An 11,404-nucleotide genomic window follows, 5' to 3' on the forward strand; every position below is an offset into this window, starting at 1 on the left:
TCCTGCCCGACTGCGACGCTTCCTCCAGCGCCTTTCGGCAGCGCGCAAGCCGACGCGCAAGGATGAGTCGCCGGATCGACGTTCCTTCCAGCGCCAGCACGGCGTTCGCGTACCGCACGCTGACCCCAGCGGCAGCGGCCACGGTAGGTCCGTCAAGGTCTGGATCGGCCAGCCGTGACTCGATCGCGGCACGCACATTCATGAGCACGAGCATCTGCGCCGGCGAGCCGGAAAGGAGTTGCTGATCGATCGAGCTCGCCAAGGCCTGGGCGAGCAGATCGAGTGCATTGGTCTTGACGACCTCTGCCGCCGCTGGCGCAAGGCTTGCGGCGTAGGTCGGCAGCATCCCCAGGAAGGCGGATACCAGGCCGCCTTCGCCACCAGACGGCCGGATGGGATGCAGGATGGCCTTGCGCACGCATCCCATGCGAGCCTTCAGGTCGCGCCGTGGCACCTTGGCCACCAGCAGACGTGACCCTGAGCTGAACTGCCCGGCATAAGGAAATCGGGGATCGAGCAGCACCACGTCGCCCGGCGCGAGGACTGCATCGCGGCCGTCCTGCTCAAGCGCAAGCGTACCCGCAACCTGCCGGCAGACGAAAATCTCGTTGTCGTTGGCGTGCGCCGCATGGCGCTCCGTATGCTCGACCCGCATCGCCGAGTTCTCGAATAGAACGAGACTGGCATCTGCAATCGTCGACGAACTCAACTCGGCTTGGAATGTCGTTCGGCACTCCGGTCGGGAATCGTGCTTCACGAGATTCTTGTTGGCAACGCTGTGCCAGTAATCAAATCGGTCGCGCGCCGAAACATCTGCCGTCGAAAAGAGCTTTTCCATGTAATGGTCCAGACGCCCGAAAGCCGAGAATGAGTGCCGACCAGGCCGATCGCCCGTCACACCATTCCGGCACAACCTGAAACCGCAGGTAGTGTCCGGGGACCCCTTGCGGAAGGGGACCGGTCAGCATGGCTGATAGGTGGGGACAGGATGGCTCATGGTTGTGACGCGCCAGCCGCAGCCGATGGCGCTGCGGCGGAGCCGGTCGCGCTGCCCAGTGTCCTGGCACAACGCATCCTTGATCTCGCGCCGGTCGGAGTCTGCATCGCCGAGCTGCGGAAGGGTGAGCCGCTCATCTACATCAACGAGGCGTTTCACGAGATCACGGGCTACGGGCCGGCGGATGCCCTCGGCCGCAACTGTCGCTATCTGCAGGGCAGCGACCGTCTCCAGCCCGAGATCACCGCGGTCCGCGACGCGATCCGGCGGCGCGAGGCGGTCTCCGTCCAACTGCGGAACTACCGCAAGGACGGCCGTCTGTTCTGGAACGCGCTGCACCTGGCGCCGGTATGTGCGTCCGGCACCGAGCCCACGCACTACGTCGGGATGATGCAGGACGTGACCGCCCTGAAGGATACGACGGCGCGTCTGGAGGAGGCGGTCCAATTCGATCGCCTGACCGGTGCGCTGACCCGAAACGCCCTCCTCGGTCGACTCACCGAGCTCAGTTCTGAGGGGGCGGCGCGGCTGCTCGTGATCAAGGTCGATATCTCGCGGTTCCACGATATCAACTGCGGCTTCGGCTACGATACGGGCGACGCCCTGCTGGCGCAGGTTGCAGAGCGGCTGCGGGGGCTGTCCGCCGAAGCCGTCGGGCGGGTCGGAGGCAATGAGTTCGTTGTCGTCTACCGTCTCGGCGAGCGCGAGGACGCCGCATCGACCGTCGCCATCGTTGCCGCGGTCTTGGCACCGCGCCACATCCTGCCGGGCGCCGTCGCCAACGCCCGCTTCGCGATCGGCTATGTCGTCGGCGAGCCGGGCAGCGATCCTCTGACGCTGCTCCGCCGCGCCGGCACGGCGCTTCACGAATCCCGCGCGACGCCATTACGCGAGGTGCGAAGGTTCGACAACGAAAGCGAAGAACGGTCCTGGAAGCGCATCCGACTCGCCAACGAACTGCAGTTGGCTGTGTCGAACGGCGACTTTGCGTTCGACTACCAGCCCAAGGTCGAACTCGCGACCGGCAAGCTGGTCGGTACGGAGGCCCTGCTGCGCTGGCAGCATCCGCTGTTCGGCCTGCAGATGCCGGACCGCTTCATCGAACTGGCTGAGAACACCGGGTTGATCGTCGACATCGGCGCCTGGGGAGTTCGCGAGGCTGCCGCATTCGCGGCGCGGCTGGATCGGGACGGCGCGCCGTCGCTGCGCATCGCGGTGAATGTCTCGGCGACGGAGTTCGTCCATCGCGACATGATCAGCTTCATCACCGCGATCCTGGAGGAGACTGGTGCCAATCCGCGGTCCCTGACGCTCGAGCTCACCGAAACCCTCATGGCTGAGCCCACGGTGCGGATGCAGCAGAGGCTTCGCGCGCTCCGGGATCTGGGGGTGGGGCTGTCGATCGACGACTTCGGGACAGGCTACTCCAGCCTGCGTTACCTCGAGACGCTCCCGATCACCGAGATCAAGATCGATCGCGGATTCGTACAGTCGATGGCGGAGAGCAAGACAAAGCGCATCATCGTCGAGGCGGTCGTCCGGCTCGGCCAGGAATTGGGCGCCGAGGTTGTCGCGGAGGGAATCGAGACCGAAACCGAACGGGCGATGTTGTGCGACATCGGATGCCCCTACGGTCAGGGCTACCTGTTCAGTCGGCCCTTGCCGCCTCAGGCGTTCCTGGATCTTGTCGGCAGTGGCCGGCCGCTCGGAACGGCTTGCTGAGGCCTTGTCCCATCGGATGGCGCGGGGCGGAAGATGCTCGGTTGCCCGGAACGCCCCGGCGCGCCGGCGCGCCGGCGACCGGTGCGGCCAATCCGCAGGGCGTTAGCCGCAGCCAGCCGTTCGGATCGCGGCCGCACGCGCATGCGCTGAAGGGCGTCCCGGACGGTAATCTCGCGAAGCTGTTCGGCGAGGTGCGCGCGCGCAGGCTCAAGGTCGCGGTGCGCCGCGGGGAAGCGGAGAGCGGCCGCCTCGCGCGGCTCAAGGCCAGTTCACGGTCCGGCCATGCTCGCGCGGATGCCTCACGATGAGCCGCTACCCGCGTCCCCGCCGTCCTCCTCGGCCGCAGCCGCATGGCGGTCCTGGTCGCGCACCAGCCAGTAGACGGCGCCGAGCGCAAGCACGGACGCGGCCAGGCCCAGGATTGTCGCCGGCGCAGCATGCGACGCGTCGATGATGATGAACTTCCGCACCAGCGCCAGCAGCGCGATCAGGATCACCGTCCGGAGCTGGACGATGCCGTGTCGGCGCTCCAGCACGCCAATGATCGCATGGTTGAACTCCAGCGCGATCAAAAGGGTCATGACCATCCCGAAGACCGCCTGGAAGGTCTCCTGGTTGGCTGGATCCACGAGGTCGAACAGGATCAGGTGAGCGATCCGGAAGGTGAGGTGGGCAAGCGCCACGACGATGAGCGCCGACACGAGCAGGGAGAGGACCAGGGACACCACCTGTTCGAACCGCTCGTAGATGGTCATCACCGGCCAGGCATTGCGTGTCGTCCGGAGTGTGCCGGAGGCGGCCGCCCGGTAGCGATCAAGGAGCCCGGCGGCCTGCGGTCGATCTGCGCTCATGCCTGCTCTCCGAGTTGTCGCAGCTTCGCCTGCCCTACTCACCCGACACTGCGGACCGGCGATCAGCGCGATCCGGTAGTGCAACCCGCATGCAATACGGAACGATTTCAGATCGAGATGGCGGACGGCGCCCAGCCTAGCACCGGACAAACCCCGCGCGGCGCGGCAGCCGGAATAAATTTCGTGGCTGCCCCGCCAAGGGAGGGACAGGCTTTCCAGCAGCATGCGGCGAGCCGATGCAAGGCATGATCAGGGCGGCGCCGCCGCGTCCTCCGCCGCCGGCCGTGGCAGCCCGCGCAACTCCGGGTTCAACCCGGTGCGGACCTCGGTGATGCGTGCCGCGATCTCCCCCGTCGGGAGGCCGAGCGCCAGCAGCACCTCCTCCGCGAGCGCCAGACCCGCGGCGAGGTTCTCCGGCAGGATGCGCGACGCGCCGGCCTCGATGAGCGGCCGCAACCCGACGGCGTCGTCGGTACTCACGATGGCCGGCACCCTGGGCGCGGCGATCCTGAGGCGGCGCAGGAGACGCCCGGTGGGGTGCTCGGGCAGGGTCGTCGCAACGATCCGCGCCCGCTCGACGCCGACGGCGCGCAGGATGGAGAGCCGCGTGGCGTCGCCGAACACGGCGCGGTGGCCGTGCTCCTGGGCCAGGCGCAGACGCTCGACGTCCCGCTCGATCACGACGTAGGGCACGGCGCTCGCCCGGAGCGCTGCCGCCACCAGGCGCCCGACCCGGCCATATCCGCACAGGACGACATGGCCGGAGAGCCCGGCGCAGGACTCGGCGATGGCGGCCTCGTCGATCCGGGCGCGGGCCTCCGCCCAGCCCAGGAGTGCGGCGATCTGGCCGCTTCGCTGGATGAGGAGGGGGGCGACTACCATGCTGAGCGCCACGGCGACGAGGACAAGCTGACCCGCCGCGGCATCAAGCAGCCCGGCCGCAAGCGCCTGGGCGACGATCAGGAGCGCGAACTCGCCCCCGTGAGCGAGCACCAGGCCGGCGCGCAGCGCAGGCGCCGCCGCCCACCCGGCGATCCGCGCCACGGCGAAGACGATCAGCGCCTTCGAACCGACCAGTAGCAGCACGGCGCCCAGCACGAGCAGTGGGCTCGCGGTGATCGCGCCAGGATCGAGTGACATGCCGACGGTGAGGAAGAAGAGGCCGAGCAGCACATCGCGGAAGGGGCGGATCTCGTCCTCGACCTGGTGGCGGAAATCGCTTTCGCCGACCAGCATGCCCGCAAGGAAGGCGGCGATGGGCAGCGACAGCCCGGCCACATGCGCGGCATGGGCCGAGGCCAGGATCAGCAGGAGTGTTGCCAGCTGAAACAGCTCGTTGGACCTGGTGCCGGCAACCCATTCGATGGCACGCGCGAGCGCGCGGCGGGCCAGCAGGGCCGTGGCGACGAACAGCACGACGGCGACGGCGCTGCGCGTCACTGCCTGAAGAGTGTCAGCCTCGCCGCCTCTCCCGTGCAGCGCGTCCACCACCACCAGGGCCGGCAGCGTGGCGAGGTCCTGGAACAGCAGGATTCCCAGCGCGATGCGGCCGTGCCGGCTGTTCAGCTCACCCTGGTCGGAGAGCTGCTTGGCGGCGATGGCGGTCGACGACATTGCGGCCGCAGCGCCGAGCACCAGGGCCGCAACCCAGCCGGCGCCCGCGAGCCAGGCCACCGTCGCGGCCAGCGCGGTGGTCGCGACGACCTGCAGGCCTCCCAGGCCGAACACCACCGTGCGCGCCGCGATGAGGCGCGGCAGCGAGAACTCCAGCCCGACGATGAACATCAGCAGGGCGACGCCCAGCTCGCCGAGGAAGCGGATGCCCTCGGTGGCGCCCAGGAGGTTGAAGCCGTGCGGACCGACCAGAAGCCCCGCCGCCAGGTAGCCGATGATCGGCGAGAAGCTGAGCCGCACGAGCGCGGCGACGACCACGAAGGAGGCGGCGGCGATGACGAGCATCTCGAAGATAAGGTGGTCGGCCATGCAGGCTACCCCCAGTTTTCACCGCACAAGGATGCACCTTAGCATAGGTTCAGGCGCTTCTGTCGGCTCCGCGTCGCGATCAACCCTGCTTCCGTGGCAGGCTTGGTCGCCGTAGCGTTGCGTGATGGACCGGCTGACCGCACTGCGGCTCTTCCTGCGGACTCTCGATCGCGGCGGCATCGCCGCGGCAGGGCGCTCGCTCGGGCTGTCGGCGACGGCGGCATCGCGGGCGCTGCGTGAACTCGAGGACGACCTCGCGCTGCGGCTGTTCGACCGCACGACGCGCCAGGTCGCGCCGACCGAGGCGGGGCGGCGCCTGGCGGCCCGCATCATGCCCCTGCTCGAGGGTCTCGACGCCGCCATGGTCGAGGTGCGCGAGATGCACGAGGAAGCGACCGGCACGCTGCGCATCGTCGCGCGGCGCTCCTATGCGTTGCGCCATGTGGTGCCGCATCTCGCCAGCTTCCGCGCCGCGCATCCGCGGGTGGAGATCGACCTGGAGCTGACCGAGCAGACCGGGCTGGTGCCCGCGCATGGGGTGGACCTGGTGATCCGCCTCGGCCTGCCGGCGGGAAAGTCCTTTACCGGACACCGCCTGGCATCCGGCCGGCGCATCCTGTGTGCCAGCCCTGGCTACATCGCCCGGCACGGCGCGCCGGCCTCGCCCGACGCCGTGCTGCAGCACCCCTGCCTGACCTATCGCGAGGCCGATGAGGCGCCGGTCTGGGTCTTCGCCACCGCCGACGGCGCGCGGCGGGAGGTCGCGGTGTCCGGGCCGTTCCGCTCCAACAGCGGGGAGGCGCTGCGCCAGGCCGCGCTGGATGGCATGGGCCTGGTGCTGCTGCCCGAATGGATGGTCGGGGACGATGTCGCGGCCGGCCGCCTGACGGCGCTGCTGCCCGGCCTTCCGGCCTGGCCCGGCCCCTACCAGGCCGAGATCCACGCCGTGCATCTGCGCGCCGATCGCCTGCCGGCCAAGATCGCGGCCTTCGTCACGCATCTGCTGGCCGTCGCGGATCCTGCCGCCTGACGGCAGAGTGTTTTGCGAAGATGCCGGCTGGCGCCGAAATGCGATGTGCTGCCAGGGTGGGCGCAGGAGGAAACGCCCCCATGATCGAGACAACCCCGCTCACCCCCGTTCTCGGCGCCCGCATCACCGGCGTCGACATCGCCCGCGGCGTGGACGCGACGACGATGGCCGCGCTGCGCCATGCGCTCGACCGCTTCTCGGTGCTGGTCTTTCCCGACCAACGGATCGACGACGCGGCGCAGGTCGCTTTCAGCGAGGGTTTCGGGCCGCTCGAACGCACCCGTCCTGGTGCACCCGGGGCGGGTAGTCCGGTGATCATCCTGTCCAATATCGGCCAAGACGGCGCCATCACGCCGCCAACCGACAAGCAGGTGCTGAACAACAAGGCGAACCGGTTCTGGCACCATGATTCGTCCTTCAAGCCGGTGCCGGCGCGAGCCTCGCTGCTCTCGGCGCGGGAGATCCCCTCGGCCGGCGGGGACACCGAATTCGCCTCCATGCGGGCAGCCTTCGCGGCACTCGACCCAGCCGAGCAGGACGCCTTGCGGGGCCGTGTCGCCATCCATGACTTCGGCTGGTCGCGCAGTCGCGTCGATGCGGCGCTGGTGACCGAGGCCGAACGCAGCCAGCACCCCCCGGTGCGCCAGGCGCTGGTGCTGGAGGAGAACCCACATGGCCCGGCCCTGTATCTCGGCGCGCATGCCCGCAGCATCGAGGGGATGGGCGAGGCGGAGTCACGCGCGCTGATCGACCGCCTGATGGCGCTGGCGACCCAGCCTGCCTTCACCTACGCGCACAAGTGGCGGCCCCATGATCTGGTGATGTGGGACAACCGCGCCGTGCTGCACCGTGCCACCCCTTTCGCGACGACGACGGAACGCCGCCACATGGTGCGCACCTGCGTCGCCGGCACCGCGCCGACCCTCGCTGCTGCGGCATGACGGCCGACAGGTTCGAGGGCGACTGGGACCACATCATCGTCGGCGCGGGCAGCGCCGGCTGCGTGCTGGCCAACCGTCTCTCGGCAGATCCGCGTCGGCGCGTGCTGCTGCTGGAGGCGGGCGGCGAGGCGCGGCATCCTTACCTCCAGGTGCCGGCAGGCTTCCTAAAGACCTTCCGCGATCCGCGCTTCAACTGGAACTTCGTCACCGAGCCCGGCCCCGGCGTGGACGGGCGAGCGATCCATACGCCGCGCGGGCGGGTGCTCGGCGGGTCCTCGGCGATCAACGGGCATCTCTGGGTGCGTGGTTCGGCGCGGGATTTCGACGATTGGGCGCAGGCGGGCTGCCGGGGCTGGTCGCATGCCGATGTGCTGCCGCATTTCCGCAGCCTTGAGGACTACCGCGACGATGCGCATCGCGGCGCCGGCGGGCCGCAGCATGTCTCGGACATTCCCGCGCTGCATCCGATCGTGGCGGACTTCCTGGAGGGCGGCGCCGAATGCGGCCTGGCGCGCAACCCGGACTACAACGGCGCGGCGCAGGAGGGCGTCTTCACCTACCAGCGCAGCATCCGCCGCGGCGGCCGCTTCAGCGCGGCGAGCGCCTTCCTCGCACCGGTGCGCGGGCGCGCCAATCTGCGCGTCGTCACCGGTGCAACGGTGCTGCGGATCGAGACTGAGGCGGGGCGCGCCAACGGCATTACCTTTGCCCGGGACGCGCGTGTGCTGACGGCGCACGCTGCCAGCGACATCGTGCTGTCCGCCGGCGCGATCGGGACACCGCACCTGCTGCAGGTCTCGGGCCTGGGTCCGGCGGCGCTGTCGCACGCGCTCGGCGTGCCGGTCATCGCTGACACTCCCGGTGTCGGCAGGAACCTGCAGGACCACTACGCCATGCGCGTGGTTCATCGCGTCACCCGCCCGGTCACGCTGAACGAGCAGGCGCGGCCGCCGCGCCTGTGGTGGGAAATGGCGCGCTGGCTGCTGACGCGGGGTGGCATGCTCGCCTTCAGCCCGGCCCATGCCGGCGCCTTCGCGCGGTCGCGCGACACGCTGGAGGAGCCCGACCTGCAATTCGTGTTCACCCCCGCCTCCTATTCCGAGGAAGGCGTGACGGGGCGCCTGCAGGACGTGCCGGGCATGACCATCGGCGTCTGGCAGTGCCGGCCGGAGAGCCGTGGTTCCGTGCGCGCCACCAGCGCCGATCCGCGCCAGGCGCCAGCCATCCAGCCAAACTACCTGATGGCGTCCGAGGATCGCGCAGCGGCCATCGCCGGGCTACGCATGGCGCGGCGACTGCTTGGCGCACGCGCTCTCGCGCAGTGGTCGGCGGGAGAAACCGCACCTGGTCCGGGCCAGGTCAGCGACAATGCGCTGCTCGCCTATGCGCAGGCGAAGGGGTCGACCGTGTATCACCTGTGCGGCACCTGCCGCATGGGTGGCGACGACGCGCCCGTGACGCCGGAGCTTCGGTTGCGCGGCATCGATGCGTTGCGCGTGGCGGATGCCTCGGTCATGCCGCGGATCGTCTCGGCCAATACGAATGCGACGACGATGATGATTGCAGCGAAGGCTGCGACGATGATCCTTGGTCAGTCCGCCACGAAATCGTAGGTCAGGCCGATGCCGCCAGCGCTCCGCGGGCGGGCCGACTTGCCCTGGCCTGCCGCCAGTTCGATGAACACCGAGGTTAGCCTGAACTGGCCCAGCGCTCGAATGCCATAAGGCTGAGAAAGCCGATGGCCGCGTGGCGTCGCCTCGGATTGTAGGTCCAGTAGACCCCGGCGGACTCCATGGCGGCCGTCCTGACGCAGCAGCGCGCGGTGAACGTGCCAAAGCTCTGAACAGGTTCAGCGTCGCGTTCGGGTCTGACCGCGGCGACGCGCATCGTAACACCGATGTCGATCGCTGCGGCATGGGGATGGACCGTGGAGCTGTCCCGCTCCCGGTGGGACAGCTTAGCCTTGGCCATATGGAGCTGGAGGGGGGCGAGGTGACCGGTGCCACCCATGGCGAGCGCAGCTCGGACCGCCTGGTGCGGCGCAACGGCCACCGCGACTGGCAGACCCGGGCCGGGACCGTCGAGCTGCGGATCCCGAAGCTCCGACGCGGCTCCTACTTTCCTGCGTTCCTGGAGCCCGGCAGGACGGCCGAGAAGGCACTGACGGCGGTGATCCAAGATGCCTACGTCCAGGGCATCCCAACGCGCTCCGTAGATGACCTGGTCCGCGCCATGGGCCTGGAGGGCATCAGCCGCAGCCAGGTCTCCTGCCTTTGCGCGGAGATTGACGAGCGGGTCCGCGACTTCCTCGACTGGCCCACTGGGGTGACTGGCCTTATCTCTGGCTCGACACCACTTACGTCCAGGTCGGCGAGGCAGGCCGCATCGTTCCGGTCGGCTTGAACGCCGACGGGCGGCGCGAGGTTCTCGACGTGGCGGTCGGCAGCTCGGAGGCCGAGCCTTTCTGGCTCGACTTCCTGCGCACCCTGAAGCGGCGCGGCCTGGTGGGGGTGAAGCTAATCGTCTCCGACGCCCATAAAAGTCTGAAGACGGCCGTGACGAAGGTGCTGCGGGCCACCTGGCAGCGCTGCCGCGTGCAAACCGCCTTGGGCTGTGCAGGCCGCCAATGGCTGACGGCATGCTCGTAGAGGCGCTCGGCCTGCCGGGCGACGTCGATCTCGCGGTCCCTGGGGGCCTTGCCGTTGTAGGCGCAGGTCGGTCCCCGCGCTGCCCTCCCGCATCGGGTGCCCGATTTGCAAATCCATGGCGCGCAGCTTGTGCGCGTCCAGGGCGGGCCGCGTCCAGAGATAGTCGGTTTGCTTCGTCAGCATGTGCCAGCGCAGCACCGCGAGCTTCCTGGCCACCGCGACGGCTGCCGCCGGCATGTGGCGCCGGGCGGCGGGAGCTGCGGCGCCTGCGGCCCCACCTTCACCGGCACAAAGCCTGTCATTGCCGTGGCCAGCATCTCCTTGCGCCAGGTGTAGAGCTGGCTCGTGCTGACGCCGTGCCGGTCCGCCACCACCTGAACGATGACGCCAGGCTCCAGCGTATCCCGGCCGATCCGCAGCCGCACCTCCGTCGACCAGTTTCGGCGCCGAACCTCCCGCACACGAACCTCAAAGCCGCGGCCCGCGTGGACATCGGAACCGCTCCTACTAGCGTCGTACGAGGGAATAGCGAGTGGTGCTGTCGCCGTGCTGTCCGTCATGACAACCACTCCGGCGAACCACCACCATCAACTCAAGGCCGGGCTCGGCTGACTCTCACTGCGGAGTTTGCGGAACCAGCTTTGCCTCGGTTGGGCGTGACGATCTGGCCTGCCGGGTGGCGCAGGGCGATGGACCCTGCGCGAACCGTGCACGGGTTCGCCGGGGGGGTCCTTCGAGGATCAGGATCTGGAAGCGTTGGGCAGCGAGATGATGCAGCCGGAGGCGCTGGGGGCCTTCGTGTCTGAGTTGACGTCGAGCGGAACCACTTGGCCGCGAGGCCGGCGCCAGCGTCGAAATCTAGCGTCGCGAACTCGAGCCTGTACGGCGCAAGCTGGGTGGCCTGTTCGAGGCGATCGAGGCTGGGTCGAGATCTCCAGGGCTGCAGGGACGGCTGGATGAACTTGAACAGCGTCGTGGAGCGCTGGAGACGGTGGTCGCGAAGCGCATGGCGCTAGCAGTGCCGCGTCTGCATCCGAACCTTGCGGATGTCTATCGGGAGGAGATGGCGTGTCTGCGCCAGGGGCTCGCGATCACGGACAGCGGTCCGGAGATCAAGAAGGCGGTGAGTGCGCTGATCGAGCGCGTGGAGGTGCACCCGCCGGCGGCCACCTAGCGCTCGTTTCTGCTTGGGTTGGTCAGCCACGTGGCGCTGATGTTGCGTGCGGCGGGGT

Annotated in this window: 11 protein-coding genes and 1 pseudogene; 7 read left to right on the forward strand and 5 right to left on the reverse strand. The window is 69.0% G+C overall.

Translation table 11 applies throughout. From position 1 onward, the window contains the following. On the reverse strand, positions 1 to 838 hold an 838-nt coding region (locus ACLF3G_RS28975; protein ID WP_430672847.1), incomplete at its 3' end, for a hypothetical protein. Between the two features lie 150 nt (positions 839 to 988). On the opposite strand from ACLF3G_RS28975, the gene ACLF3G_RS28980 reads away from it, so the two are divergent. Then, positions 989 to 2,719: a putative bifunctional diguanylate cyclase/phosphodiesterase gene (locus ACLF3G_RS28980; RefSeq protein ID WP_430672848.1), complete on the forward strand. Its 1,731-nt coding sequence runs from the start codon at positions 989 to 991 to the stop codon at positions 2,717 to 2,719. A gap of 41 nt (positions 2,720 to 2,760) precedes the next feature. Continuing rightward, entirely contained in the window at positions 2,761 to 3,027 is a 267-nt protein-coding gene (locus ACLF3G_RS28985) for a hypothetical protein (RefSeq protein WP_430672849.1), read from the forward strand. Here ACLF3G_RS28985 and ACLF3G_RS28990 read toward each other — a convergent pair. Then, entirely contained in the window at positions 3,019 to 3,795 is a 777-nt protein-coding gene (locus ACLF3G_RS28990) for a phosphate-starvation-inducible PsiE family protein (protein ID WP_430672850.1), read from the reverse strand. The two genes, ACLF3G_RS28985 and ACLF3G_RS28990, sit on opposite strands and share 9 nt — an antisense overlap. A 24-nt stretch (positions 3,796 to 3,819) precedes the next feature. Continuing rightward, positions 3,820 to 5,553 carry a cation:proton antiporter gene (locus tag ACLF3G_RS28995; protein WP_430672851.1) on the reverse strand — a complete coding sequence of 578 codons (1,734 nt, stop codon included), beginning with the start codon at positions 5,551 to 5,553 and terminating at the stop codon, positions 3,820 to 3,822. Between the two features lie 124 nt (positions 5,554 to 5,677). Here ACLF3G_RS28995 and ACLF3G_RS29000 point away from each other — a divergent pair, with 124 nt between their 5' ends. The 3 genes from ACLF3G_RS29000 (at position 5,678) to ACLF3G_RS29010 (ending at position 9,137) form a co-directional block, all read left to right on the forward strand. Further along, on the forward strand, positions 5,678 to 6,583 hold the full coding sequence (locus ACLF3G_RS29000; protein ID WP_430672852.1) for a LysR family transcriptional regulator: 906 nt from the start codon (positions 5,678 to 5,680) through the stop codon (positions 6,581 to 6,583). 80 nt (positions 6,584 to 6,663) lie between these two features. Then, a complete protein-coding gene (locus ACLF3G_RS29005; RefSeq protein ID WP_430672853.1) occupies positions 6,664 to 7,524 on the forward strand; it encodes a TauD/TfdA dioxygenase family protein in 861 nt (286 codons plus the stop codon). Then, on the forward strand, positions 7,521 to 9,137 hold the full coding sequence (locus ACLF3G_RS29010; RefSeq protein ID WP_430672854.1) for a GMC family oxidoreductase: 1,617 nt from the start codon (positions 7,521 to 7,523) through the stop codon (positions 9,135 to 9,137). The genes ACLF3G_RS29005 and ACLF3G_RS29010 overlap by 4 nt, the downstream gene beginning before the upstream one ends. A gap of 76 nt (positions 9,138 to 9,213) precedes the next feature. On the opposite strand, the gene ACLF3G_RS29015 is transcribed toward ACLF3G_RS29010, so the two are convergent. Further along, on the reverse strand, positions 9,214 to 9,495 hold the full coding sequence (locus ACLF3G_RS29015; RefSeq protein ID WP_430672857.1) for a hypothetical protein: 282 nt from the start codon (positions 9,493 to 9,495) through the stop codon (positions 9,214 to 9,216). Between ACLF3G_RS29015 and ACLF3G_RS29020 the strand changes: the two are divergent. Further along, positions 9,439 to 10,121, forward strand: a pseudogene (locus ACLF3G_RS29020) (IS256 family transposase); the annotation flags it as partial. The gene ACLF3G_RS29015 and the pseudogene ACLF3G_RS29020 overlap by 57 nt on opposite strands. Before the next feature lie 227 nt (positions 10,122 to 10,348). Here ACLF3G_RS29020 and ACLF3G_RS29025 read toward each other — a convergent pair. Continuing rightward, positions 10,349 to 10,732 carry a transposase gene (locus ACLF3G_RS29025; RefSeq protein ID WP_430672855.1) on the reverse strand — a complete coding sequence of 128 codons (384 nt, stop codon included), beginning with the start codon at positions 10,730 to 10,732 and terminating at the stop codon, positions 10,349 to 10,351. Between the two features lie 431 nt (positions 10,733 to 11,163). Between ACLF3G_RS29025 and ACLF3G_RS29030 the strand changes: the two genes are divergently transcribed. Next, entirely contained in the window at positions 11,164 to 11,346 is a 183-nt protein-coding gene (locus tag ACLF3G_RS29030) for a hypothetical protein (RefSeq protein WP_430672856.1), read from the forward strand. Positions 11,347 to 11,404: the final 58 nt, after the last annotated feature.

Origin of the sequence: Falsiroseomonas sp. HC035, from assembly GCF_050563525.1 — a bacterium.
Lineage (GTDB): Bacteria > Pseudomonadota > Alphaproteobacteria > Acetobacterales > Acetobacteraceae > Falsiroseomonas.